The sequence below is a fragment of the Salinivibrio sp. PR5 genome (genome assembly GCF_001996085.1).
Classification (GTDB): Bacteria; Pseudomonadota; Gammaproteobacteria; order Enterobacterales; family Vibrionaceae; genus Salinivibrio; species Salinivibrio proteolyticus.
In genome coordinates, this window is record NZ_MUFK01000014.1 from 45,139 (window position 1) to 69,831 (window position 24,693).

Below are 24,693 nucleotides of genomic sequence, written 5' to 3' on the forward strand. Positions count from 1 at the left end.
TAGAACTGTGTGACTTGACGCGTATCGCTTTTTGTTGCCTAAATAAGGCTGTGATTTGTTTGCAGGGTGTTTTATTTGGATATTCAACTTCTTCGTACCTTTATCGAGGTCAGTAAAACACGTCATTTTGGCCACGCGGCCGATAACCTCTATTTGACGCAATCGGCAGTCAGTTTTCGAATTCGTCAGCTCGAAACCCAACTCGGTGCCCCTTTATTCATTCGTCAACGCGGGAATGTTCGGCTCACAAGTGCCGGAGAACGTATGCTGCCTTATGCGGAAACCTTGTTACAGACGTGGCAACGGGCTCAGCAAGATGTCACCTTGACGCAAGCCGCCAACGAGCAGCTCACTATTGGCGCGTCCCCAACACTTTGGGAATTAGAAGGGGTCAGTGACTGGATTAATCGTATATGTGCCAATCAACCTGATTGGGTGATCCGCGCTGAAGCTACGCCTCGACAAATGCTGGCGCGTCAATTGATTGAAAAGCGCATTGATGCCGGTCTGACGTCTGAATTACCCAAACTCGAAGGATTGCACTCCCATCACCTCGGCGATTATCAATTGCAATTGGTCAGTCACCTACCCGATGTGGCTATGGCAGACATCCAAGACTTAGCGATCGTCTATTTGGATTGGGGAACCCGCTTTGCTGTCGAGCGAAGTCGTATTGAGGCATTGCAACGTCCACCCGTCCTCCACACTCAATCATGTCACCTTGCGCTTAATTATTTACTCACCCACGGCGGCATAGCATTTCTACCGTCTCTGGCTATTCAACCATACATCGACCGTGGACAACTGCATCTGGTAGGCACCAGCCCAGCATTGGTTCATCAGCTTTATCTTGTCTGGTTAGATGGCAGCGATAAATCACATTTAATCAATGAGTTACAAAACTCTACTGGCCAGCTTATCCCAGAGTAAAAAAAACACGTTTGCAATGATAATTTCACTAGTCGGCGGTGAATTTTTGGGCTATCTTAACCTTTAAGGGTGACGCGCGCGTTGCCTGAATATCCGGCTGCACACACAGCCACGTAAATACATTAGCGTTAGGAAAGCACCACCATGGCACAGTGGGATCAATGGTTAAAACATGGCTCTCAACACAAAGAGAAGTTCAAGTCCCGACACCACGACTATTTTGATGACGAGGCACCACGCGGTAAAAAAGGTAAGAAACGTCAGCAGAATAAGTCGCGCCGTCAACAACACGATGATGGCTTTTTCGGAGATGACCGTTGACAAACAGTCGCTAGCCCCCAAACAGATTGCATGACACGGTGGTCACACCGCCCTGCAGCAACAAAACGGGTTGAGGCGCATAGCGAGATAGCACACGCACAGCTAAATAGAATATAAGTAAAAGGGCAACGTCTTTCGGCGTTGCCCTTTTGTGTATTGCAAGCCACAACGGCCATCAATGGCGTACTGAAGGATATGTATTACGCCGTTGCCGCCTCCCACTTGGCCTGATGAGCAGTGACCTGAGCTCGGGCTGATTTCCAACGCGTATCAAGCTGCAAATCTACCCAGTTGATCGTTTTTGCTACACGCAATTGGCTGGCCGCGGGGACATCGGTGATAGGCAAGGTATCGAGAACGGCAACCGCGCTATCCCGGTCGTTACAGACCAACACCATATCACAGCCTGCTTCCAAGGCTGCGCGGGCGCGAGCCGGTGCATCGCCTAATACATGTGCCCCACCCATACTGAGATCATCAGAGAAAATCAGTCCTTTAAAGCCCAGCTGCTGGCGCAAGATCTGGGTCAACCAGAACGCGGACGCACTGGCGGGCCGCGCATCATGATGTGGATACACCACATGAGCCGGCATCATGGCATCCAGTAAGCCTTCCTCGATGAACGCTTTGAAGATGGCGAAATCCGACGAGTGCAACATCTCACGCGGATCATTCGGCGTCACCAGATGGGAGTCTTCCTGTACCCCTCCGTGACCCGGAAAATGCTTGCCCGTACTGGCCATACCCACCGTACGCATTCCTTGGGTGAAGGCGCGCGCATAACGAATAGCCTCCGCGGAATTGTCACCAAAGGCGCGATCTTTAATCGCTGCGCAGGCAAATCCTAAGTCCAATACTGGTGCAAAGCTTAAATCAATCCCATGCGCGATAAGCTCGGCGGCCATCAACCATCCGGCTTGCTCGGCAACGCTGACATCCGCCTTGAGGGCCCCATAAGACTGCGCCGCAGGAATACGCGTGAACGGCGCTTTAAAACGCTGTACACGCCCTCCTTCTTGATCGACACCAATCAGAATGTCGCGCCCCGCTGCTGCACGGATCTCCGTAGTGAGCGCCTGCAATTGCTCACTGTCATGATAATTGCGTGCAAACAGGATGACACCGCCCACACTAGGGTGCGCTAAGATCTCTTTTTCTTCACTGTCGATACGCTCTGCGTGAACATCCAACCATACTGGCCCCATCATATCTCCTTCATTCTGTTGTCAACCGACTGCCACGCAGGCACGTTATAGTGGCGCAAAGGCATTACCGGAACGTGAATGACTTGGCAATTGAAAACTTTATGACGTATTCATGCTGTGCGTCTGCCACGCTGACAGCCATTATCACAACAGAATAATCAAGCACTTTGCCTAGATTCGCAATCTGTTTATACTCGTGCCATGAAAAGGGAGTTCGATAAAGTAGCGCCCTATCAGGGATCCCCTAATCTGTCCGCGCAGGGTGTCAATAACGCCCAGTGGTTGCGCAATTTGTGCATTGATAAGGAACACACATGCCTCAACCCGCAGCAGATATATACATCGGTGTGATGTCTGGCACCAGTTTAGATAACATTGATGTCGTGGCAGTACGCTTTACACAGGCAGGGCACGTTGAGCCCATTGCACGCCATAGTGAAGCCATGCCGCAAGACATTAAAGCAACCGTGATCAGTTTAAGTCGCGGCCATCCAGTTGCAATCACTGCGATTGGGCAGTTAGATCGCCGCCTTGGCGAGTGCTACGCCAATGCCATCAACACCTTGCTAGAAATCGCAAGCTTGCGCCCCAAACATGTCGCTGCAATCGGTTGTCACGGACAAACTGTGTATCACCAACCCAGTGGTGATTATCCGTTTACCATGCAACTGGGTGACGCCAATGTGATCGCAGCGCGAACAGGCATTACCACGGTTGCCGACTTTCGCCGCAAAGATATGGCATTTGGCGGCCAAGGCGCGCCACTCGTACCCGCATTCCATAACGATTTATTTTCCGATGCCAAGCAGCCAACCGCAGTGGTCAATATTGGCGGTATTGCCAATGTCTCCATGATATGTCCCGACCAACCCTTATACGGTTATGACACGGGGCCGGGAAATATGCTTATGGACGCGTGGATACAACGTCATAAAGGTCAAGCTTATGATAAAGACGGCGCCTGGGCTGCCAGCTGCTCCGCCTACCAGCCATTACTACAGCGTTTGCTCTCTGACCCTTATTTTTCACGCCCCGCGCCAAAAAGCACTGGGCGAGAATACTTCAACCTTGACTGGCTGGATCGCCACTTACTGGCGTTTTCACTCTCCCCGTCACAGGTGCAAGCCACACTACTTGCACTGACGGCACAAAGCATTGCCATGGCGATACAGCCTCATGAGCAAGGTCGCGTGTTTATCTGTGGTGGCGGCGCACACAACCAAGCGTTGATGGCAGCACTGCAGGCGGCGCTGCCTCAGTGGCATATTGCGCGTTCAGATGACGTGGGGATCAGTTGCGACGACATGGAAGCCATCGCGTTTGCATGGTTAGCCCGCCAAACCCTCTATAATCAGCCGGGCAACGTGCCCGCTGTCACCGGTGCTAGTCAGGCCTGCTGTTTGGGTGCCATTTATTTGCCCTTTTAGAAGGGGTATGAAGGAAATAGAGTGAGGCTTATCCGGCTGTATATGGTTAGCCGGATGAGCTTAAGCGACCTTGCCGTAAAATCGTGACAGGTTGGACGTTGTCCATACGCTGAACGTAAGCCTGATACTGATTGAACGGTAAGGGGCGCGAGTAGTAAAAGCCTTGGCCAACGTCCACGCCATAGCGTCGCAATAGCGCTTCCGCTTCTTCACACTCCACCCCTTCAGCAACCACCATGACCCCAAGTGAGCGCGCCATATCTGTCGTCGCGCGTACAATGCTTTGATGGCGACCACTTTGGGGTAAATTGCGTACAAAGCTGCGGTCAATTTTCAACTCAGTAAATGGCAGCTGTGAGAGAAAATACAGCGATGAATAGCCGGTGCCGTAGTCATCAATTGATACCTCAATACCACTTGCCGACAGCTCACTGATCAAGCGCTTCAGCCAATCGTAGTCTTCAACCATCACCGATTCAGTCAGTTCAAGAGAAACCAGATTCGTTGGTACATCGTATTGGCTTGCCAGATCAACCACTCGCGCCGCTAAGTTCGGGATATAAATGTCGGACGCACTGATATTGATGGACAGGCGCCGACAGTGACCGCTAGCAATTAACTGTTGCTGCTGTTGGAAAGCACGTCGAATCACCCATAAGGTCAAGTTGTTGATAATACCCACATCCTCAGCCATGCGCACAAAGACATCGGGGGAAATCTGCCCAAAGCGTGGATGCATCCAGCGTGCGAGCACTTCAGAACCATGAATGGAGCCTGTTCGTAAATCAATTTGAGGCTGGTGATAGAGTTCCAGCCCATCGTTTTCAATTGCCTCACGCAGATCTGCTACTAACGAAACATGAAGCTCATGATACTTGTGTTCGTGGTTGTTAAAGTGGGTATATCCTCCGAGCACGGAACGATGTTGCTGCAGTGCTTGCATGGCGCGATTGATCAACAGGCTTGGGTGCGCGCCATCAGACGGATAATGACACACGCCGATTCGCGCATTGATGTGGGTAATAAAAGACCCGATGGCAAGTTCACCGTTAAGTCCCTCAATGACGGACTCTAAAATATGGTTACATGTCTCTAAATCCGCCTCCTGAATCAAGAAGGTAAATACCCCCTCTTTGAGGCATCCGAGTTGTTGGAAAGGGGTGTCTGATTCCGTATCAATCTGATAAATCTGTTCAACATCCAAGGCTTCTAGAATTCGATCAGCGATCGTATTGATATACGACTTGCGCGTATCTTCATCAAGGTAGGGCAATAGATTATTGTAGTTGTCAATGGTTACACAACATAGGTTGAAGCTAATATTACGAGCAATGAGCTCATTGATCGCAATGTGAACCACATTGGTATTAGGCAAGCCGCTTAATTTATCATGCGTTAAGGAGTCCATGGCGTTCATTCGCTGGAACCGGAAACGCTCGGCTAAGGCAACCGAAAACAACATCATGGTGAGGCCCATGGAAAGCATCAACGCATAACGGCTCATTAAGGTGTATTCGCTGTAGCCGAGCAGCAGCGCATAAAACGCTAATCCACCCGCCATTGCAGGTAGCCACGACAACCCAAATAACAGCAACCAGAATTTACCCGGTTGCCACTGTTTGATTAAAAAATAGATGACTAACCCGTAAATGGGCACTTGAGACAGTAACACTAACGACGCGGAAATATACGGTGGAGTGATAAATGTAAGCAGCGCCAAGCCAGCTAAAGCACCTGTCGCCATCAAGAACATGGAACGGACACGTTGGTAGCCGCGACTGCGCTCAAAATCGAGGAAGAAGTAGGTGAACCACAGCGCAATGGTCAGCAAACATACAGCAAATGCTAGGATATGGTTACTGACAAAAACCTGGGCCCAATCCGGTAAAAAATAGCGACTGAAACCATGATTAGCGCTAATCAAAACCGTCGCCATCAATGTGTTTAAAACATAAATCAAGTACACACGCTGTCGGCTGTAAACGTAAACTCCAACGCTATAAAGCGTGACTAACAACATAAAAGTGATAAAACCGCCCCACAAAAGATGAATGGCTTTGGCGAGTTGATCGTAGGCTTGATGTGACATCACCCAAAGTGGCATGGTTGGCATATCACTCGATGTCACTTTGATTAGCAATGTATTCGCTTTATCAGGTAGGAGCGTGACCGGTACTGAGGCAGGAAGAGACATATTTGCTAATCGCGATTGAGTAACATCGCCTCCCTCATACTTAGTCACGATCTGATCGCCATCAACCAGGTGATACGCATCCAAGTAATCAATCGTCGTATTATCGGTCAGAATATGGAGATGACGCTCAGTTAACCCTTTATAGTCAAACTCCACTTGTATCCAAAAGGTCTGATATTCGAGCTTCCAGGGGATTGCTTCAGGGTTTTGTACAGTGGCAAACGGCGCGTGCTCAATCACGTAATCGAGCGGTAACTCATTAGTCTCGTCAATAAAGTAACGGTATTCCACATCGAGCAAGGGATCATTGAGCTGTGAGACACGGGTTAGGCTAGCGATACCATAAAAAACAGACGCCACAAAACCAACGGCGAGTGCAATAGTGGTCCAGATGAGTGCCTGTCGCGATTGCAGAGCCTGCATTTGCATCTTCACTCCAAGTTTTATCGTGATTGACCCAGCAGACCAGTCCAACCCTGCCAATCTGTCATGGTTTTTATGACACCGTGAATAATTTTCAAGACTATCATTTGTAAATCTAGATAGACATGGCTAATTTTTCAAACACAGATCTCATCTTTATTACCTCGTCAGCCCACAGCGAGTGAACACTTAACTTATCTTTGAACATTTGTTCATTACAATGTTCGCCGCTATACTGCAATCAATTCCATTCAGGGCAGCGCCCTAGTAGCCAATGAGTACACCGATAATGACGATGCAAGCCTCACCAGACGCGTTGCAAGAAGACACCGATTTATTGACTGAAATCGCTATTCTTTACTACCAACAAAGCGCCACACAAGAGGAGATCGCACGTAAGTACAAGATCAGCCGCCCCAAGGTCAGTCGATTACTGCGACGAGCACGAGAGGAAGGGATCGTCGAAATCACAGTGAAGTTTCACCCCGTCCATAGTGCGCAGCTTGAGCAGCGTTTAATGGACAGGTTTAATTTAAAGCGCGCACTTATCTCTCTCGATCAACCCAGTGCCCAAGAGCAACGTATGCAGGTTGCAACACTCGTCTCAGCTTACTTGGATGCCAACCTGAACGACGGTATGGTCGTCGCGGTTGGTCAAGGACAAAATGTCGCGGCAGTCGCAGACCACCCAGGTGTGGTGTCTCATCGCCAAGCACGCTTTGTCTGCGCCATTGGTGGTACGCACCGTAGTGGTGATGCATTTAACGCTGACCATATTTGTCGGCGTCTAGCCAAAAAGTTTGGTGGAAGCAGCGAAACCCTCTACGCTCCTGCCTATGTCGACAACGAAACCATTCAACAAGTCTTTGTTTCTCACCCCAACATCAGCGAAACCTTGAACCAAGCCAGAAAAGCAGAGTTTGCGCTGGTGGGAATTGGCGATATGGATGAAAATAGCCACATGGTAAAACTTGGCTGTTTTAGCGCCCGAGAATTTGTAGAAGCACGGGTTAACGATGGTATTGTCGGTGACATTGGCGGCTTTGATTTTTTCCGCATGGACGGTCAACCGACCGATAATCTGATGCGAGGCCGTGTAGTGGGTCTCGCTATGCCAGATTTGGCGCGTATTCCTAATGTGATTGCCATGGCAAGCGAAAGCCGCAAAGCGTTGTCCATCTTAGGTGCACTGCGTACAGGTGTCATTGACGTGTTAGCAACCAGTGCCAGTTGCGCCATGGCGCTATTGAATATGTCAGAACCAGCACCGAACGAGAAACAGATCACATTTCAACAGCAAGAGTAAACCACATACAAAGAAGTGAGATGTATCGCGGGTTTATTTCGCAATACAATTGACAATCGACGTTAAAAACACAAAGATCGTCACATCATTTGCTCAGGCGCGTTGCATCTGTTCATATTCAGAGCAGGCGCTAACCCGCAAACGTGGCGTCTGAGCCTATCACGCAGAAAAGGTGAGTGAAGATGAGCAACAAACTGGACCAACTCCGCGCCCTGACCACCGTTGTCGCTGACACTGGTGACATCGAAGCGATCAAAAAGTACCAACCACAAGATGCAACGACAAACCCGTCGCTGATCCTGAAAGCCGCGCAAATCAAAGAATATGCGCCGCTCATCGAAGAAGCGATTGCTTACGCCAAATCACACAGCAACGACGCTGATCAACAAGTGGCAGATACTTGCGATCGTCTTGCCGTCAATATCGGTAAAGAAATCCTCAACGCTATCCCTGGCCGTATTTCAACCGAAGTGGATGCACGCTTATCTTACGACACTGACGCCAGTGTGGCGAAAGCTCGTAAATTGATCAGCATGTACAACGAGGCTGGGATCAGCAACGACCGTATCTTGATCAAACTCGCCTCAACCTGGGAAGGTATTCGCGCTGCAGAGATCCTAGAAAAAGAAGGGATCAACTGTAACCTGACGCTACTGTTCTCTTTCGCGCAAGCGCGCGCCTGTGCCGAGGCTGGTGTTTACTTGATCTCACCATTCGTTGGCCGCATCATGGACTGGTACAAAGCGAAGGAAGGTCGTGATTTCACACCAGCAGAAGACCCGGGCGTGAAATCCGTCACCACCATCTACAACTATTACAAGTCACATGGCTACAATACTGTGGTCATGGGCGCAAGCTTCCGTAACACCGGCGAAATCTTGGAGCTGGCAGGCTGTGACCGTCTAACCATTAGCCCACAACTGCTACAAGAGCTCAGTGACGCAGAAGGTGACGTGCCAGTGAAATTGCAAGACACTGGCGCCACAGAGCAGCGCCCAGCGCGTATGACCCATGCTGAGTTTATGTGGGAACATAACCAAGACGCGATGGCCGTAGAAAAACTGGCTGAAGGCATCCGCAATTTCGCGGTTGACCAAGGCAAGCTCGAAGCCATGATTCGCGAGCAACTGTGATTTAACACAATAAAAGCGGCTTAGGCCGCTTTTATGATTAACGTCGATACCGTATTCAACCTGTTCAATCTGTAGGTATACACATGGAACGCAAAATGCTAGCCAACGCCATTCGCGCCCTTGCGATGGACGGAGTTCAACAAGCTAACTCGGGACACCCAGGTGCCCCAATGGGTATGGCTGATATCGCCGAGGTTTTGTGGCGCGACCACATGAACCACAACCCACAAAATCCAGACTGGGCAAACCGCGATCGCTTTGTGCTATCAAACGGCCACGGCTCAATGCTGATTTACTCACTGCTGCACCTTACGGGTTATGATCTTGCCATTGACGATCTGAAGCAATTCCGTCAATTGCACTCAAAAACACCGGGTCACCCAGAGTACGGTTATGCCCCTGGCATCGAGACCACAACCGGTCCGCTTGGCCAAGGTATTACTAATGCCGTCGGTATGGCCGTAGCTGAGAAAGCACTGGCTGCTCAATTCAACCGTGACGGCCATGATATTGTCGATCATCACACATACGCGTTCCTTGGTGATGGCTGCCTGATGGAAGGTATTTCTCACGAAGCCTGCTCGCTAGCCGGTACCTTGGGCCTAGGTAAATTGATTGCGTTTTGGGATGACAACGGCATCTCAATCGACGGTCACGTTGAAGGTTGGTTCTCTGACGATACACCAAAACGTTTTGAATCTTATGGCTGGCAGGTTATCCCTGCGGTCGACGGCCACGATCCTGCTGCGATTCAAGCAGCTATCGAAGCGGCAAAAGCTGAAACCGGCAAACCAACGCTTATTTGTACCAAAACCACCATTGGTTACGGTTCGCCAAACAAAGCCGGTAGCCATGACTGCCACGGCGCACCGCTAGGCGAAGACGAAATCAAAGCGGCACGCGAATTCCTTGGTTGGGAGCACGGTCCGTTTGAGATCCCACAAGACATTTATGCACAGTGGGATGCAAAAGAAGCCGGTGCCGCCAAAGAAGCGGCATGGAACGAAAAATTCGCAGCCTATCAGGCGCAGTACCCAGAACTCGCGGCGGAATTTACCCGTCGAATGAACGGTGACCTGCCTTCAAACTGGGACAGCGAAACCCAAAAGCTCATCAAAGACCTACAGGCTAACCCAGCGAAAATTGCCTCACGTAAAGCGTCGCAAAACGTACTAGAAGCCTTCGGCAAACTGCTACCTGAACTGCTTGGCGGTTCGGCGGATCTGGCGCCATCAAACCTGACCATGTGGTCTGGGTCAAAAGCCATTACCGCTGACGATGCAAGCGGTAACTACCTACACTACGGTGTTCGTGAGTTTGGTATGACGGCCATCATTAACGGTATTGCATTGCATGGCGGCTTTGTACCTTACGGTGCGACCTTCTTGATGTTTATGGAATACGCGCGTAACGCGATGCGTATGGCGGCCCTGATGAAGGTGCAAAACATTCAGGTTTATACTCACGATTCCATCGGCTTGGGCGAAGACGGCCCAACTCACCAGCCGGTCGAGCAAATGGCTAACCTGCGCCAGACACCAAACATGAGCACTTGGCGTCCATGTGATCAGGTAGAATCAGCCGTTGCGTGGAAGGCAGCCGTTGAGCGTAAAGACGGGCCAAGCGCGTTGATCTTCTCGCGTCAAGGCCTTGCCCAACAAGAGCGTGATGATGCACAGCTTGCTAACATTGCCAAAGGCGGCTACATCCTGAAAGATTGTGCGGGCAAGCCAGAGCTTATCTTAATTGCAACTGGCTCTGAAGTTGAGCTAGCCGTTGATGCGGCGGCACAACTGAGTGAGTCAGGCAAGCAAGTGCGTGTGGTTTCCATGCCAAGCACGGATCTGTTTGACAAGCAAGATGCAGCCTATCGCGAATCTGTATTGCCATCAGACGTAACCGCGCGTATCGCGATCGAAGCCGGCATTGCCGACTATTGGTACAAGTACGTGGGTCTAGACGGTCGTATCATTGGCATGACGTCTTTTGGTGAATCAGCACCGGCTGGTGAGCTATTTAAGATGTTTGGTTTCACCGTTGAAAACGTTGTGGAAACCGCCAACGAACTACTCGCCTAGTTCCTTATAATCAGCGATTAGCACGCTAACGCGCACAAAGGCCAGTCTTAGACTGGCCTTTTTTATGCCTTTTCATCGCTGCTTAGTAAAATCAGTAAAGAAAGCGACTGGCTGATGGACGACGATGATACGCAGCCCTCACACCGAGATCGTGGCGAAGATGTTCAGAGAGCTCATCTGTTGAACAAACGTTCAACATTTTATTAGATCGCGTAATGCCAACCGTGATAGTGACAACCTTCATCACAGTGACGGTAAAACCTTGTTCCGTGATTGCCATCAGTGATTTCCCTCTCATTGTTTTTTCAACCTACTCGCCATCATAAAACCTCAAGTTATATTGAGGTAAATGAAAATCACAGCAACGGGAGCAAAAAATGACCATGAGTGTCGGGCAAGTGGCTAAGCGTGCGGGGGTAAAGGTCTCTACCCTGCATTTTTACGAACAAAAGGGGCTTATTGTGAGCCAACGCAACGCGGGTAACCAACGTCGTTACGACCGTGCAGTGCTGCGTCGCCTTGCCGTGATCAAAGCGGCGCAAAATGTTGGCCTGTCACTGGATGCGATTGGCAAAGCACTCAGCGAGCTTCCTTCACACCAAGCCCCCACTCAAGCGCAATGGCGTAAAATGGCAGAGCACTGGGATCAGACTCTGAACGACCAAATTGCGCGACTTCAACAGCTACAGTCAAGCCTCAGTGGCTGCATCGGTTGCGGCTGCCTCTCTATGAAATCATGTGCGCTCTATAATCCCAATGACGTGGTGGGCGAAGCCACCAAAGATGACAACGTGCTCAACCACCCAAAAACCAATGTGTCTGATCTTTTAAAACACTGGGGACAAAATAAGTAATAAACGCTTTACATGAACTGGGATTGCTGTATGGTGGACACAGCTCTGGAACATGGAGCATCAATGATTCATCAAGTAAAAGTCGACATAAGCTACGCTATTATCAATATTATAGAGTTTCTAACGTTACCCACTTTCGCTTTTAGACATTTCATCGACTCCGTTCAAAGCTACCCTATTTATTTTAATTTAAGAGAGAATGATTATGTCTAATCAATCAACTGGTATCGTAAAGTGGTTTAACGAAGAGAAAGGTTTTGGTTTCATCACTCAAGACAGCGGCGAAAAAGACGTGTTTGTACACTTCCGCGCGATTGTTGGTGAAGGCTTTAAAACCCTTACCGAAGGCCAACGTGTAAACTTTACCGTTGAGCAAGGCCAAAAAGGCCCACAGGCATCTAACGTTTCTGTTGCATAAGAAACCTTGTCTGACTGATTGTAGGGCGCCGTTGGCGCCCTTTTTTGTGCCTGTCGTTCAGATACCCGCGATAATAAAAAGGCCCCACAAGCACTTGCTGTGGGGCCTTTTGTAACCTTGACCATCAATTAACATTGATTAGCTTTGCATTGATTAGCTTTGTTGCATCTTCTGACGTTTTTTCAAAAAGGAGAGCCAGCTTTCGACGGCTTCATCCGGCGAAATACGTTGCGCGACTTTAGCTTGCTCAAGGGCATGGTCAAACTGATTCAATTTGTAATACGCTTGTACTTTCGCTAGCGCAATATCCTTCTTCGACGCCCCTTTTTCAGCCCTATCCAGCGAAGTGAGTGCTTGCTGATACTCACCCTGCTGAATTTGCATCAAGGCCAGCTGCCAGTGATATTGACTCTCTTTCTTAGCGGCCAGTTGCCAAGCTGAAATGGCCTGAGGCCATTCACGCGCTTGTTGCCAAAGGCTGGCTTGCTGGGCAAGGGTTTGTGCATCTTGCTCGCTCTCAGGCAGTCCCTTCAGCCATTTGGCTGCGCGCTCAGGCACACCGACATTGGCGTAAAGCTGTGCCACTGTCCGTTGCTCACTCGGCTCTAGAGCTATCCCTTTGCGCTTGGCAAGTAAATAGGTGCTAATCGCATTTTTCGGCTGTTCTAAGCGCACATAGTTGGCCGCCAATTGACGCCACCACTGTTTATTATCTAGCTCAAGGGCAATCAAGGCTTTTAAAGTGGGGGTCGCCCCGCGCCATTGCTCCAATTGCAATTGCGCCCCAAGCTTGAGTGACAATGCCGACACGGTGGCCGTATTATTCATGGCGCGCTCATAGTCTGGATACGCAGCCAACACTTTCTGCCATTGCTCGCGTTGATAATGCGCTTGCATGATACGCAGCCACACATCTTCGGCCTGCTCTGCTTTCTCTTTAGGTACCGAACGGGCGAGCGGATAATAATATTGCAATGCCGCCGCGTATTGGCCATCAATCAGCAGTAAATCGGCTAACATCCGCTTGGTTTGCCATGCTTGCGCATCTTGCAATTGCTCGCTATCTACCGCGCGCTTGATATGAACAATCGCTTTATCATTGTTGCCATATTGCCAATAGAAAACCCCCAGCGCACGGTCAACAAAGGCTTTGTCAAAATCACGTTTCACATTCAGCTTGTTGAGTAGCGCAATGGCTTCGCCCAACTTAGACGCTTGCTCTAACGCTTGTGCCTTTTCAATCGATAAGGCAACCGAGGGTGACAACTGCGCCGCGGCGGGCAGCGCAAACATCAATGCCAAGGTAAAGATAAGTCGTTTCAACATTAGCGTAAGTTAAACTCCAATTTGATCTGCTGACCCGGCTGCGCCACGGCTTCTCCATTCACCACTTTGGGCTCGTACTTCCATTTACGCAGCGCTCGCAGTGCTTCACGTTCAAACACACGGGGCGGATTTGCTTCAACCACACTCAAATCTTGCGGTCGACCGGAAGGGCTAATGGTAAAACGCACCACTACATACCCTTCTAAACCACGACGCATGGCGCGTGGTGGATAATTGGGTTCCACTCGAAACAGCGGCATGGCCTGCTGATTATTCGGCCCCTGCATGACGCTTAAATCACCCAGAGAGGGAGCTTGCACCATGACGCCTTGAATGTTGGTCTGCAAATTCAGCGTTGGCATATCCGGCTGAGCGGAAGCTGTCGATTGTGTTTGCGTTACCGGCGTCGGCGTATCTGGCATTTCCGGTGGTTTCGGCCGCTCTGGCACCGTGCGCTGACGACGCTGCACATCGGTATCCGGCTCCTGCATAAAAATATCGATGCTCATCGAGGTCGACTTTTCTTGCGGGCGCTGGGTACTGTGACCCACCATCAGAGCCATCAGCATAAATAGGCCTAACGTGAATACCAGCGCGACCGGCATTGAAATCAGCCATCGCTTCATTATGGCGACTCCGTAGCCAAGGCAATACTCACGATCCCTGCTCCCTTGGCAGCATCCATCACTTTCACGACGGTGCCATTATACGCCAGTTCATCGGCTTGAATCACAAGGGACGCATCCGGCTTATCCAACAGCACATGCTCTAACGTCGCTTCGACACGCTCTACATCCACCAAACGCTTATCAATATAGATTTCGTTCGATGCGGTCACCGCGACAAAGATACCGGCATCTTTTTGGCTGGTTGCATGGCTCGCCTCGGGACGGTTCACTTCCACCCCGGATTCGCGCACAAACGAGCTGGTGACGATAAAAAAGATCAACATGATGAACACAATGTCCAACATGGAGGTTAAATCGATTTGCGCTTCCTCGCGCTGCTTATGAGGTCGAATCAATCGCATTACTGACTCCGAAGCGCCTGTTCAAGCGCAACTTCTCGGCGCTGACAGGCTTTAACTAAACGGGCGTGGGCAAACATGCCGGCAAGGGCTGCCACCATGCCAGCCATGGTCGGCAGCGTGGCCATTGAGATCCCCGATGCCATCAAGCGTGGTTCGCTGGTCCCTTGACTGGCCATCACATCAAAGACAGAGATCATTCCAGTGACTGTGCCCAACAGGCCCAACATCGGGCAAATAGCAACCAGCGCTTTAATTAAACTGAGGTAGCGCCCCAGTTCATGCTGCGCTTCAAATAGCCACCCTTGGCGAATAGCGCGTGCATACCACGAATGGTGATCAGTGCGTGCTTGCCAGGCCGATATCCACGCTTGCCGTTGTGCCGGAAACCGTGAGTATAAGTACAACAAACGTTCGATCACCAAAACCCAGCAAAACAGCACTACCACACCCAGCCACCATAGCACTGGCCCACCTTGCGCCATAAAATGGCGCAAGATAAACCAAATATCTTGGTGATTGAATTGGGAAAGTAGCTCTACATCCATCATGCTGCTTGTCCGGTAGCCGCCGTATTCGCTGGTTGCTCGGCTTGTTCTGCAACAAGGCTAATACTTTGTTTTTCTAACATACCGCGAATATGATCGGCCTGCCCGCTCAAAATATTATGTGCAAGAAGCAGTGGGATCGCCGCGATCAAGCCAAGTACCGTGGTCACAAGAGCCATCGAAATACCGCCTGCCATCACTTTCGGGTCGCCATTACCAAACTGGGTAATCACTTGGAAGGTTTCGATCATCCCAGTCACTGTTCCCAACAGACCCAGCATTGGCGCCAGTGCCGCAAGCAGTTTCAACATGGAAAGGCCTTTTTCACAGCCTTGTTGCTCATCGACAACCGCTTCCAGCAAGCGTAACTCCAGCGATTCAACATCACGTTGTGGTGCATCGTGATACACCTTAAGGACACGACCCAGTGGGTTATCCTCTGGTGACTCTGGATGTTTCAGCTGACGATGCATTTTGGCATGAATAGACAGCAGTACCGCGCCGCGATAGAGCGCAATTAACAGACCAACCGCCAATAACGCCGCAATCACTTTGGCCACAAAACCGCCTTGGCTAAAACGATCCGCCAAGCTTGGCGCTTTCTCTAATTGACTGAGGAGAAAGCCGCGCGACGGATCAACCAGTACAGGCTCACCCACCGAGGTGATCGCTTGCTCAAGCGTGGATGTGGTGAGGGTATTATCAGGTTGCGCACGATACGGGATCGCCACCTTTCTATCCGACTGCCAGTTCAAATAGCCCTGCGGGCTCACCAGCCCAAGGTTACCGACGCGTACTACCGACTGCTCAGACGACACGCCTTGCGCATCCACAACCGGCAGCGTTAACGCTTGCAGCTCGCCGCTGGTTTGCATTTGGGTGAGCATCCCTTGCCACAGCGTATTTAGCTGTTTGAGTGACGGTAATGTATCGGCGGCAACGATCTCTGAAACGGTTTGATTAAAGGTCGGTTGCGTAATGCCAACATAGCTGGAAGCACTGTCGGTTTGAATGGTTTTGCTCGCTTGACGCACCACGCCAAATAGCTCTCCCAAACTGCCCGATTCTAAGCGAAGTTTATCTTCCAACGACGCCAGTTGTTGCTCGTTGTCACTAAAAGTGTCACTGAGTTTTTCGGTTTCCGCCTCAAGCGCATTACGGGTTGCTTTCAACTGATTCAGTTTGGCGCGCAGCTCCCGCTCCGTCATCGCAAACTCCGCTTCACGCGCTTGGTTGTGTTCACGGGCTTGCTGCTGCGCTTGTTGGGTTTGGCCCACAAGATCGTCAGCATGGGTCAAAGGCGCGACAGCAATAAAACAGGCTGCGGCAATCAGGGTTTTCCAGCTCATGATTTCACCCCTTGGTTGGCACTTAAAGGCAGAGATAACAACGACGGCGCCACTTGTTTTTGTGCAACCGCGAAGGCTTTATCCACGGCTTCGCCCGCACTCGCATCCAAGGATACCCACTGCGAATCTCGTGTGCTCCATACCCAATGCTGCTTGCCATCAAGACTACGCGCCACCAGCGACACGCGACCAAGATGCAGCACATCCACTTGATGCGCCCGACCATCCAGCGCAATGGTATCTTGGTAAGCATCTAGCTTGGTGCCATAGTCACGCTCAATTTGATAGGCCTCGAGAATACGGCGAAACTTCTCCGAATCAGCCACATCGGCACGACCCATCATCGCTTGAAGCTTTTCTAGGCGTACTTGGCGCTGCTCCGCTTTCAGTGGCATGTCTTTAGCAATCCACTGTTCCAGTCCGTCGAGCATGCGGTACATCAAAGGCACAATGCCTTGGCGCGTCTCTTTGATCTCGATGATTTGATCGCGAAGGCTTTGTGCTTCTAGCTGTTGGTTGCTCACCAAGTTTTGTAGGTGATCGCGGTAGATTTCTAAATTACTGATCTGAGTTTGAATTTGCTCAATTTCTTGACGCATAGCCAAACTGGCATCGGCGCGGCGATTAATGCGTGATTGCGACTGCGCCGCTTCTTGGGTGGTTTTACCCTCGATGGCTTGCGCCTTTTCGAGCTGATCTGCACTCACCGCTGGCGTAAACGCCAAACAGGACGCAACGCCCAGCACGAGCCGAAATGAAGACGATTTTATCATGGTGATATCTACAAACATGCTTGGTGATATGGCTTCCGCCATAAACAAAAGTGAGAATAGTTTCTATTTGCGTGTAATGTACCGAGTTTGGCGGCAAAGATCTAGCCTAGCAGCATAGGGAGCGGAGAATATTGCGGCTTATCAGTAAAGAAGAAGTGACAATAAAAACTAAAAACACATCAAGTAGATAGCGACCAACTGGGTGTTAGCCTAACTCTGCACTTGGCCGATTAAGCCCAAAGACAACAGCGCACGCCATTACTCTCTTTTAATCGCGTGCACTCATTGGCTATCAATACCCTGTTGTTTCCGAGGTGTTTTTATAGATTTTGCCGTTTTTCATGATCACAACGAAGTGCGCATCAGGCTCAGCAATCAGGTCAAGATTTTCCAGCGGATTACCCTCAACAAGCAGGATGTCAGCGATAGCGTCCTCTTCTATCACCCCTAATTTCCCTGAATATGGACTCCGCTTGCCAGACAACGCAAGCAAGGCTGCATTCCCAGACGTTGCCATCGATAACACTTCAGCCGGCGTGTACCACTTTGTCATCGTGGTTAAGATCGCGCCTTGGTTTTTTGTCATGGCAGGATTGAATAAAATATCTGTGCCCCAAGCCACCTTAAGGCCATATTGCTTAGCAAGCTTAAAGGCTTTGTCGGTGCCTTGGGCAACCTGTTGCTGTTTTACTTTCGCCTCTCCTTGCGTCGGATTCGAGTACTCGTTAGCAAGGAAGGCTTGGCCGCTCAGCCATACGCCTTTTTCCGCCATTAATTGTGCAGTTGCTTCATCCATGAGCTGTCCATGCTCAATCACTTTCACACCCGCGTTGATCGCAGTTTGAATCGCTTTAGGCGTGTAGGCATGTACCGTCACATAGGTGCCCCAGTTATCTGCCGCATCTACCGCAGCGCGGAATTCTTCTTCCGAGTATTGGGCCACATCAATCGGGTCATACGCAGAGGAGACGCCGCCTCCCGCCGCGAGTTTAATTTGCGAGGCACCCAACATCAGTTGCTCGCGAACGCGCTTTCTTACTTCCGCCACCCCATCCGCTATCACACCACCATTCAGCGATTCACCGCGGCTCAGCCCAGCATTGTTCGCGGCAGGCACCTCATAACGCATCCTAAAATCACCATGTCCGCCCGTTTGCGAAATCATTGCACCAGAGGGCCAAATGCGTGGCCCGGCGACTATACCCTCGTCAATGGCTTTTTTCAGACCAAATACCGGCCCACTAAGATCACGTACACTGGTAAAGCCACGCATTAACGTGCGCTCAGCTTCTTGTGCGGCCCGAAGATTGATATAGCCGACGTCTGCAGTAAGCAGTTGTGGGACCGAAACAGTCGCCAACATCGCATGCCAATGTGCATCAATCAGCCCCGGCATCAGCGTGCGTCCCTCACCTTGGATCACAGTGGAGTTCAATGACGGCACCACGTCAATCGGCTGACTCGAAATCCGTGTGATCTTGTTTCCCTCAACTAAAACATGTTTGGGGGTAGAAAGCTGCGCAGATTGACCATCGAAAATACGCACATTTTCAAACAACACACTTTGTGGATGCGGCGCCAACTGCGCCTTAACAGAGACCACCAACAACAAGCCGCCCGCAACTATCGCCAGCCTTCGCATCAACCTCTCCATCTCACACTCCTTGTACTCAGTAACAAAAAGCGACTCAAACCTTGTCCACAGCGCCTGCTCCTCGCTCATTTAACAAACCACAGGACGATGAGGTTCTGACCGCACTGTCTATTAAATTAGCCAACCACACCAAAAAGCCCAAATTTTTAGAGAGTTATCGCAATTTTGTTGGTGTTGCTGTGGCACGCTCTACGGCCCATTGAATATATCTCGTTCCCACACTCCTGCGTGGGAACGAGATATATCCATAAATGAGTACGATGAAATAAGACCAGCGCCTAGATGTTACTGCAGGAAGTTTACTTTATTCTGGAGAAGCTAATCGTCGTCCTCGCTGTTAGCCTCGTCCTCTGGCTCAAAGCCGGTTTTCGATAAGTCTGAGAACGACTCGGCTAGGTTATCATTCACTTCTCGACAGCTTTTTATAATCGCATCGCGAAGCTCTTCGCCCATGGCCGCATCGGTACCATTGGACTCAATCAGTTTGTCGAGGTATTGGTCAAAGTCATCCGGTAGACCAAAATCAAGTGTCGGTTTTGGCATGATTCCTCCTAGCGCATGAGTTTGGCGCGCATTATTCACTCCTATTCAGACACCTGAGAATAGATAGCGAGCCACTCTATAGTAACGACGAACACGTATTACTTTCTTAAGATAGCGCAGGATGGATAAAGTGCGTATCAACAAATAACTCGTTCCCACGCTCCCGCGTGGGAATGCATACATCGCTACCACTCACGACAAACCGCCAACAACCCCGTCGTGCCCATGTAATCTCTGGCACTCGAATAGCGCCAGTGCGTGGCTTCATCAACATAGCCTCATCTCTCGTTCCCACGCTCCCGCGTGGGAATGCATACCCCGCTACCACTCGCGACAAACCGCCAACAACCCCGTCGTGCCCATGTAATCTCTGGCACTCGAATAACGCCAGTGTGCGGCTTCATCAACATAGCCCCGCTTCACCGGATTTTGATGAATATACTCGATCTTCTGCCGCATCATAGCGTCGTTTTGTATCAATTCAGGATGCACACCCTCCTGCCAAAACTGATAAGCGCGATCACCTTTGTGGGCTTTTTTATAAAACGCCAATTGATCCAGAATTTGCTTAACGTTGCGCTCAGCAAGGTATTGAATCAGATGTTTCGCCGTCCATGATTTAAGTCGAGCGATATCATGATCCAATGCCTTACTTTGCAACACTAAATGACAGTGGTTTTCTAGCACCACCCAAGCATAAACGTTAAGGCCGTCTCGGCTTAAAAAACGCAACGCATCAAGCAAGATATTGACGGTGTCGGGACGAGTAAAAACAGGGATCCAGTGCAGTACGGTCAAGGTCACGAAGTGCGGTAAATGAGGCTCGGTGATTTTGTAGCGGCTTCTCCCCATAATTAAAACTCCATATGCATTCCCACGCCGGAGCGTGGGAACGAGATAGTGAACAGCGCTCAAACCCAAACATAGAGCGCTTTATTCTGCATGTGCTCTCGATTAGCTTACAATTTCCTGCCATTTCGAGTAATTCGCAACAACATCATATTTGGTGTTCTCACTCGTAATCTCTGCATTCATTTTTTCAGAGAATTTAACTCGTTCCCACGCTCCTGCGTGGGAATGCCTACCTCGCTACCACTCGCGACAAACCGCCAACAACCCCGTCGTGCCCATGTAATCTCTGGCACTCGAATAACGCCAGTGAGCTGCTTCATCTCTCGTTCCCACGCTCCCGCGTGGGAATGCCTACCTCGCTACCACTCGCGACAAGCCGCCAGCAACCCCGGCGAGCCCATGTAATCTCTGGCACTCGAATAACGCCAGTGAGCCGCCTCATCTCTCGTTCCCACGCTCCCGCGTGGGAATGCATATCGAATTGATCCTCCTGTTAATGATCACAAAGCCATCAGAATTACCACTCAGAGGTGTCATAAAATCCAGTCAAGAGTGCGAAGTGAACCGCAGCAGTGATAAACTACTGCCATTCGTTTGCAATATGATGTGAAAAATGAACCAGCCGACTCAGCAAGAACAAGAATACTTAAAAGCGCTTGAAAGCAAGCTATGGACTGCCGCCGACAAACTCCGCTCCACCTTGGATGCGGCTCAGTATAAACACGCGGTGCTTGGGCTGATTTTTGTTAAATACGTATCCGACGCCTTTGATGCCCGCCGCCAAGAAATTTCGGCACAGCTGGATGATCCAGAGCACGAATACTACCTCGACCCAGAAGGCTTGACTCCAGAAGAGCTGGAAGAAGAAAAAGCGATTGAGCTAGAGCAACGTGATTATTACACCGAGAAAAATGTCYTTTGGTTACCCGCTGAGTCACGTTGGCAGTTTTTGCAAGACAACGCGCCACGGGTAATTGGCGGGGCCGAGCTGACCATCGCCGGCAAAGCGAAGAAAATCACCTCCGTCGGTCACTTGATTGATAATGCGCTTGAAGGCATTGAGCGCGACAACGCCAAGCTCAAGGGTGTTTTGAACAAAGCCTACAGCGGCTTGCGTATCGATCAAGCCAAGTTGGTCGAGCTGATTAACCTGATTGCCACTATTCCGTTTTCTCACAACTCGCTAAATAGCAAAGACATTCTCGGCCATATCTACGAGTATTTTCTCGGTCAGTTTGCCTTGGCAGAAGGGAAAAAAGGTGGCCAGTTCTACACGCCCGCCTCGATTGTTAGCTTGATTGTTGAAATGCTCGAACCGTTTGAAGGGCGGGTGTACGACCCGGCGATGGGCTCCGGTGGCTTCTTTGTGCAATCAGAAAAGTTTATTGAGCGTTACGCCAATAAATATGACATCGACCCGCTCACCCAAAAGCAAAAAATCTCGATTTACGGCCAAGAATACAACTACACCACTTGGCAGCTGGCTGCGATGAACATGGCGATCCGTGGCTTAGATTATGACTTTGGTAAAGAGCCCGCCAGCACCTACACCAATGTGCAGCACCCTGACCTGCGTGCCGATTTTATTATGGCAAACCCGCCGTTTAACATGCGGGAGTGGAACACAGGCGTCGATGATAACGACCCACGCTGGGTATACGGCCAACCGCCCGCTAATAATGCTAACTTTGCGTGGTTGCAACATATGCTCCACCACCTCGCGCCTGACGGCTCTCAAGCCTTGCTGCTCGCCAACGGCTCAATGAGTTCTACCACCAATAATGAAGGCGAGATCCGCGCCGCATTAGTGGAAAATGACTTGGTCGAGTGTATGGTTGCCCTGCCCGGCCAGCTGTTTACTAACACCCAAATCCCCGCCTGTATCTGGTTTTTAACCAAAACCAAAAAGGCGCGTACCGATAAAGCAGGCCGCCAGTTGCGCGACCGTAAAGGCGAAGTGCTGTTTATTGACGCCCGCCACCTTGGCTATATGAAAGACCGCGTGTTGCGCGACTTTTCTATGGACGATATAGCCCAAGTGGCTGATGTTTTCCATGCGTGGAAGACAGGTGCGGAAGTGAATGGCACCACATACCAAGACCAAGCCGGCTTTTGTAAATCTGCCACCTTGGATGAGATTAAAAAGCACGATTTTGTTCTCACCCCAGGCCGCTACGTGGGCGCAGCGGATGTGGAAGATGATGGTATTCCCTTTGCAGAAAAAATGGCGACCCTAACCGAAAAGCTGAGTGAGCAGTTTGCGGAATCGGCCAAGTTAGAAGCAGAAATTAAGAAGAATCTAGCGGGGTTGGGTTATGAGCTTTAAAAGCTACACTCTTGGGGATATAGCATCAAATACGTCTAGACGCTTTGACTTTAATAACAAAGAACAAGTTTTCTTTATTAATACAGGTGACATTCTAGACGGTCATTTTTTAGTTGATAAGAAATCTTCGAGTGCTAGGCTGCCGGGACAGGCGAAAAAAGCAATACAAAAAGGTGACATTCTTTACAGCGAAATTCGCCCTGGAAACAAGCGACATTTGTTAGTTGACATTAACGTTGATGACTATGTTGTATCCACTAAGTTCATGGTTATTACTTGCAATCAAGACATTGTTATTCCTGAATACTTGTACTTGATATTGACGAGTAAACAATGTGAGGCTGATTTTAAAGCTATAGCAGACTCACGATCAGGTACGTTTCCTCAAATTACATTTGATGCCATTGCGCATTACCCTATAGAGTTGCCTCCTCTTGTACAGCAAAGAGCTATGGTTGAGTTTATTAAATCAATTACTGGGAAATTGGAACTAAACACCCAAACCAACCAAACCCTCGAAGCCATGGCGCAAGCTATCTTTAAGTCTTGGTTTGTTGATTTCGACCCCGTCAAAGCCAAAATGCAGGGCAAGCAGCCCGAGGTGTAACCCTCCCCAAAAAACTGGTCATTAGCAATTAGAGTTTTTCCGTTTACACTGAAACAAACGGAGAACGCATGATGAAAAAATCACGCTACACAGAAACACAAATCGTAAAGATCTTGAAGGAAGTCGAAGCAGGCCGAAAGGTCAACGAAGTCTGTCGCGAATATGGCATCTCTGATGCAACATACTACAACTGTTGTAACCCTCCCCAAAAAACTGGTCATTAGCAATTAGAGTTTTTCCGTTTACACTGAAACAAACGGAGAACGCATGATGAAAAAATCACGCTACACAGAAACACAAATCGTAAAGATCTTGAAGGAAGTCGAAGCAGGCCGAAAGGTCAACGAAGTCTGTCGCGAATATGGCATCTCTGATGCAACATACTACAACTGGAAGTCCAAGTATGGTGGGATGGAAGCGTCAGATGTTAAACGGCTTAAAGAGCTTGAGGATGAGAATCGGAGGCTCAAGCAAATGTTTGCCGACCTAAGCCTTGARCACCGTATCGTTAAAGATATTCTGGAAAAAAAGCTGTAGGGCCAGCGGTTAAGCGCGAGCTTGTCGATTACGCTCGCAAACACTATCAGGTCAGTTTGCGAATGGCCTGCCGCGTAGTTGGCATTAGCGACTCAGTCTATCGTTACCGACCMGATCCRCATCGGGATGATGAGGTTATCGCGACGTTGCAGGACGCAGCAGAGCGTTATCCTGCCTACGGTTTTGGCAAATTATTTAAAGTACTTAGGCGCTGGGGACACCGATGGAATCATAAACGAGTCCATCGAGTGTACTGTTCGCTCAAGCTAAACCTACGGCGCAAGGGRAAAAAGCGCCTACCAAAACGAAAKCCAGCACCACTGGCATGTCCAGAGTCGATCAACAGTTGCTGGTCTATCGATTTCATGAGTGACTCTTTGCTCTGCGGCAGGCGCTTTCGTACGTTCAATGTCGTGGACGATTTCAACCGTGAGGTGCTAGCGATTGAAGTAGATCTCAATCTGCCAGCACCACGCATTATAAGGGTGCTAGAACGCATTATTGCTTGGCGAGGGTACCCCAGTAAGCTGCGCATGGATAATGGCCCTGAATTYATCTCGACCACGCTGGCTGAATGGGCGGAAGAGAACGCAGTTGAGTTGGAATTTATTCGCCCAGGYAAACCAACGGAGAACTCCTATATAGAGCGATTTAACCGAACTTATCGGACAGAAATACTCAACATGTACGTATTCAAAACCTTGAGTGAAGTCCGAGACCTGACAGAAAAATGGATGAAGGAATACAACGATGAACGCCCTCATGACTCACTCGATGATCTGACTCCTTGGGAGTATTTAGCAAGGCATGAAAGTAGGAAAAACTCTAATTTAGAGTGCCACTAAAACAGGGAGGGTTACAT

At 49.8% G+C, this 24,693-nt stretch carries 23 protein-coding genes and 1 pseudogene; 12 read left to right on the plus strand and 12 right to left on the minus strand.

From position 1 onward, the window contains the following. Positions 1–75 precede the first annotated feature (75 nt). Together hdfR and BZG82_RS16385 are read left to right on the plus strand one after the other, a co-directional pair. Positions 76–930 (plus strand): HTH-type transcriptional regulator HdfR, encoded by an 855-nt coding sequence (gene hdfR / locus BZG82_RS07395; RefSeq protein WP_077765521.1) that lies wholly within the window; start codon positions 76–78, stop codon positions 928–930. A gap of 144 nt (positions 931–1,074) precedes the next feature. Next, complete coding sequence (locus BZG82_RS16385) at positions 1,075–1,251, plus strand: hypothetical protein (protein ID WP_157893189.1); 177 nt, start codon at positions 1,075–1,077, stop codon at positions 1,249–1,251. Between the two features lie 200 nt (positions 1,252–1,451). On the opposite strand, the gene nagZ is transcribed toward BZG82_RS16385, so the two are convergent. Beyond that, positions 1,452–2,456 carry a beta-N-acetylhexosaminidase gene (gene nagZ / locus BZG82_RS07400; RefSeq protein ID WP_077765509.1) on the minus strand — a complete coding sequence of 335 codons (1,005 nt, stop codon included), beginning with the start codon at positions 2,454–2,456 and terminating at the stop codon, positions 1,452–1,454. 314 nt (positions 2,457–2,770) lie between these two features. Between nagZ and BZG82_RS07405 the strand changes: the two genes are divergently transcribed. Further along, positions 2,771–3,883: an anhydro-N-acetylmuramic acid kinase gene (locus BZG82_RS07405; protein ID WP_077678076.1), complete on the plus strand. Its 1,113-nt coding sequence runs from the start codon at positions 2,771–2,773 to the stop codon at positions 3,881–3,883. Positions 3,884–3,929: 46 nt separating this feature from the next. On the opposite strand, the gene BZG82_RS07410 is transcribed toward BZG82_RS07405, so the two are convergent. Beyond that, positions 3,930–6,506: an EAL domain-containing protein gene (locus tag BZG82_RS07410; protein WP_077765510.1), complete on the minus strand. Its 2,577-nt coding sequence runs from the start codon at positions 6,504–6,506 to the stop codon at positions 3,930–3,932. Positions 6,507–6,774: 268 nt separating this feature from the next. Here BZG82_RS07410 and BZG82_RS07415 point away from each other — a divergent pair, with 268 nt between their 5' ends. The 3 genes from BZG82_RS07415 (at position 6,775) to tkt (ending at position 11,017) form a co-directional block, all read left to right on the plus strand. Beyond that, complete coding sequence (locus BZG82_RS07415) at positions 6,775–7,806, plus strand: sugar-binding transcriptional regulator (RefSeq protein WP_077765511.1); 1,032 nt, start codon at positions 6,775–6,777, stop codon at positions 7,804–7,806. 182 nt (positions 7,807–7,988) lie between these two features. Then, the gene (gene tal / locus BZG82_RS07420; RefSeq protein WP_069586735.1) at positions 7,989–8,939 is read left to right on the plus strand and encodes a transaldolase; all 951 of its coding nucleotides are present in this window, start codon (positions 7,989–7,991) and stop codon (positions 8,937–8,939) included. An 83-nt stretch (positions 8,940–9,022) separates the two neighbouring features. Beyond that, complete coding sequence (gene tkt, locus BZG82_RS07425; RefSeq protein ID WP_077640904.1) at positions 9,023–11,017, plus strand: transketolase; 1,995 nt, start codon at positions 9,023–9,025, stop codon at positions 11,015–11,017. Between the two features lie 91 nt (positions 11,018–11,108). Here tkt and BZG82_RS07430 read toward each other — a convergent pair whose 3' ends face one another. Then, the gene (locus BZG82_RS07430; RefSeq protein ID WP_077481892.1) at positions 11,109–11,297 is read right to left on the minus strand and encodes a hypothetical protein; all 189 of its coding nucleotides are present in this window, start codon (positions 11,295–11,297) and stop codon (positions 11,109–11,111) included. A gap of 97 nt (positions 11,298–11,394) precedes the next feature. On the opposite strand from BZG82_RS07430, the gene soxR reads away from it, so the two are divergent. Further along, complete coding sequence (gene soxR / locus BZG82_RS07435) at positions 11,395–11,871, plus strand: redox-sensitive transcriptional activator SoxR (protein WP_077765512.1); 477 nt, start codon at positions 11,395–11,397, stop codon at positions 11,869–11,871. Between the two features lie 205 nt (positions 11,872–12,076). Further along, positions 12,077–12,289 carry a transcription antiterminator/RNA stability regulator CspE gene (gene cspE / locus BZG82_RS07440; protein WP_069586739.1) on the plus strand — a complete coding sequence of 71 codons (213 nt, stop codon included), beginning with the start codon at positions 12,077–12,079 and terminating at the stop codon, positions 12,287–12,289. A 153-nt stretch (positions 12,290–12,442) separates the two neighbouring features. Here the strand turns inward: cspE and BZG82_RS07445 are convergent, their stop codons facing one another. The 9 genes from BZG82_RS07445 to BZG82_RS07485 all read right to left on the minus strand — a co-directional run bounded on the left by BZG82_RS07445 (position 12,443) and on the right by BZG82_RS07485 (position 20,361). Next, positions 12,443–13,615, minus strand: a complete 1,173-nt coding sequence (locus BZG82_RS07445) for a tetratricopeptide repeat protein (protein WP_077765513.1) — start codon at positions 13,613–13,615, stop codon at positions 12,443–12,445. After that, positions 13,615–14,241 carry an energy transducer TonB gene (locus BZG82_RS07450; protein ID WP_077481514.1) on the minus strand — a complete coding sequence of 209 codons (627 nt, stop codon included), beginning with the start codon at positions 14,239–14,241 and terminating at the stop codon, positions 13,615–13,617. Before BZG82_RS07450 ends, BZG82_RS07445 begins: the two co-directional genes overlap by 1 nt. Further along, positions 14,241–14,645 carry an ExbD/TolR family protein gene (locus BZG82_RS07455; protein ID WP_077765514.1) on the minus strand — a complete coding sequence of 135 codons (405 nt, stop codon included), beginning with the start codon at positions 14,643–14,645 and terminating at the stop codon, positions 14,241–14,243. The genes BZG82_RS07450 and BZG82_RS07455 overlap by 1 nt, the downstream gene beginning before the upstream one ends. After that, entirely contained in the window at positions 14,645–15,190 is a 546-nt protein-coding gene (locus BZG82_RS07460) for a MotA/TolQ/ExbB proton channel family protein (RefSeq protein WP_077481512.1), read from the minus strand. Before BZG82_RS07460 ends, BZG82_RS07455 begins: the two co-directional genes overlap by 1 nt. Continuing rightward, positions 15,190–16,539: a MotA/TolQ/ExbB proton channel family protein gene (locus tag BZG82_RS07465; RefSeq protein WP_077765515.1), complete on the minus strand. Its 1,350-nt coding sequence runs from the start codon at positions 16,537–16,539 to the stop codon at positions 15,190–15,192. Before BZG82_RS07465 ends, BZG82_RS07460 begins: the two co-directional genes overlap by 1 nt. Next, positions 16,536–17,318 carry a DUF3450 domain-containing protein gene (locus BZG82_RS07470; protein ID WP_077765522.1) on the minus strand — a complete coding sequence of 261 codons (783 nt, stop codon included), beginning with the start codon at positions 17,316–17,318 and terminating at the stop codon, positions 16,536–16,538. The genes BZG82_RS07465 and BZG82_RS07470 overlap by 4 nt, the downstream gene beginning before the upstream one ends. Before the next feature lie 286 nt (positions 17,319–17,604). Then, on the minus strand, positions 17,605–18,954 hold the full coding sequence (locus BZG82_RS07475) for a metal-dependent hydrolase family protein (protein ID WP_077765516.1): 1,350 nt from the start codon (positions 18,952–18,954) through the stop codon (positions 17,605–17,607). Between the two features lie 330 nt (positions 18,955–19,284). After that, complete coding sequence (locus tag BZG82_RS07480) at positions 19,285–19,509, minus strand: hypothetical protein (RefSeq protein WP_077481508.1); 225 nt, start codon at positions 19,507–19,509, stop codon at positions 19,285–19,287. 321 nt (positions 19,510–19,830) lie between these two features. Next, positions 19,831–20,361: an REP-associated tyrosine transposase gene (locus tag BZG82_RS07485; protein WP_077765517.1), complete on the minus strand. Its 531-nt coding sequence runs from the start codon at positions 20,359–20,361 to the stop codon at positions 19,831–19,833. 613 nt (positions 20,362–20,974) lie between these two features. Between BZG82_RS07485 and BZG82_RS07490 the strand changes: the two genes are divergently transcribed. The 4 genes and pseudogenes from BZG82_RS07490 to BZG82_RS07505 all read left to right on the plus strand — a co-directional run bounded on the left by BZG82_RS07490 (position 20,975) and on the right by BZG82_RS07505 (position 24,676). Then, positions 20,975–22,687: a type I restriction-modification system subunit M gene (locus BZG82_RS07490; RefSeq protein WP_077765518.1), complete on the plus strand. Its 1,713-nt coding sequence runs from the start codon at positions 20,975–20,977 to the stop codon at positions 22,685–22,687. After that, positions 22,677–23,294 (plus strand): restriction endonuclease subunit S, encoded by a 618-nt coding sequence (locus tag BZG82_RS07495; RefSeq protein ID WP_077765519.1) that lies wholly within the window; start codon positions 22,677–22,679, stop codon positions 23,292–23,294. The genes BZG82_RS07490 and BZG82_RS07495 overlap by 11 nt, the downstream gene beginning before the upstream one ends. Before the next feature lie 71 nt (positions 23,295–23,365). Then, positions 23,366–23,485 (plus strand): annotated as a pseudogene (locus BZG82_RS07500) (transposase); the annotation flags it as partial. Between the two features lie 79 nt (positions 23,486–23,564). Then, positions 23,565–24,676 (plus strand): IS3 family transposase gene (locus tag BZG82_RS07505; RefSeq protein WP_241837352.1). Its coding sequence is split into 2 segments (ribosomal slippage): positions 23,565–23,817 and positions 23,817–24,676, totalling 1,113 coding nucleotides; the frame shifts between segments, so codons are not numbered across the junction. The last annotated feature ends 17 nt before the right edge of the window (positions 24,677–24,693 follow it).

What these genes read in the sequence shown, in the direction of transcription:
- BZG82_RS16385 (WP_157893189.1), top strand. Translation starts at nt 1,075, where the DNA reads ATGGCACAGTGGGATCAATGGTTAAAACATGGCTCTCAACACAAAGAG.
- nagZ (WP_077765509.1), bottom strand. Translation starts at nt 2,456, where the DNA reads ATGGGGCCAGTATGGTTGGATGTTCACGCAGAGCGTATCGACAGTGAA.
- BZG82_RS07405 (WP_077678076.1), top strand. Translation starts at nt 2,771, where the DNA reads ATGCCTCAACCCGCAGCAGATATATACATCGGTGTGATGTCTGGCACC.
- BZG82_RS07410 (WP_077765510.1), bottom strand. Translation starts at nt 6,506, where the DNA reads ATGCAAATGCAGGCTCTGCAATCGCGACAGGCACTCATCTGGACCACT.
- BZG82_RS07415 (WP_077765511.1), top strand. Translation starts at nt 6,775, where the DNA reads ATGAGTACACCGATAATGACGATGCAAGCCTCACCAGACGCGTTGCAA.
- tal (WP_069586735.1), top strand. Translation starts at nt 7,989, where the DNA reads ATGAGCAACAAACTGGACCAACTCCGCGCCCTGACCACCGTTGTCGCT.
- tkt (WP_077640904.1), top strand. Translation starts at nt 9,023, where the DNA reads ATGGAACGCAAAATGCTAGCCAACGCCATTCGCGCCCTTGCGATGGAC.
- BZG82_RS07430 (WP_077481892.1), bottom strand. Translation starts at nt 11,297, where the DNA reads ATGGCAATCACGGAACAAGGTTTTACCGTCACTGTGATGAAGGTTGTC.
- soxR (WP_077765512.1), top strand. Translation starts at nt 11,395, where the DNA reads ATGACCATGAGTGTCGGGCAAGTGGCTAAGCGTGCGGGGGTAAAGGTC.
- cspE (WP_069586739.1), top strand. Translation starts at nt 12,077, where the DNA reads ATGTCTAATCAATCAACTGGTATCGTAAAGTGGTTTAACGAAGAGAAA.
- BZG82_RS07445 (WP_077765513.1), bottom strand. Translation starts at nt 13,615, where the DNA reads ATGTTGAAACGACTTATCTTTACCTTGGCATTGATGTTTGCGCTGCCC.
- BZG82_RS07450 (WP_077481514.1), bottom strand. Translation starts at nt 14,241, where the DNA reads ATGAAGCGATGGCTGATTTCAATGCCGGTCGCGCTGGTATTCACGTTA.
- BZG82_RS07455 (WP_077765514.1), bottom strand. Translation starts at nt 14,645, where the DNA reads ATGCGATTGATTCGACCTCATAAGCAGCGCGAGGAAGCGCAAATCGAT.
- BZG82_RS07460 (WP_077481512.1), bottom strand. Translation starts at nt 15,190, where the DNA reads ATGGATGTAGAGCTACTTTCCCAATTCAATCACCAAGATATTTGGTTT.
- BZG82_RS07465 (WP_077765515.1), bottom strand. Translation starts at nt 16,539, where the DNA reads ATGAGCTGGAAAACCCTGATTGCCGCAGCCTGTTTTATTGCTGTCGCG.
- BZG82_RS07475 (WP_077765516.1), bottom strand. Translation starts at nt 18,954, where the DNA reads ATGCGAAGGCTGGCGATAGTTGCGGGCGGCTTGTTGTTGGTGGTCTCT.
- BZG82_RS07480 (WP_077481508.1), bottom strand. Translation starts at nt 19,509, where the DNA reads ATGCCAAAACCGACACTTGATTTTGGTCTACCGGATGACTTTGACCAA.
- BZG82_RS07485 (WP_077765517.1), bottom strand. Translation starts at nt 20,361, where the DNA reads ATGGGGAGAAGCCGCTACAAAATCACCGAGCCTCATTTACCGCACTTC.
- BZG82_RS07495 (WP_077765519.1), top strand. Translation starts at nt 22,677, where the DNA reads ATGAGCTTTAAAAGCTACACTCTTGGGGATATAGCATCAAATACGTCT.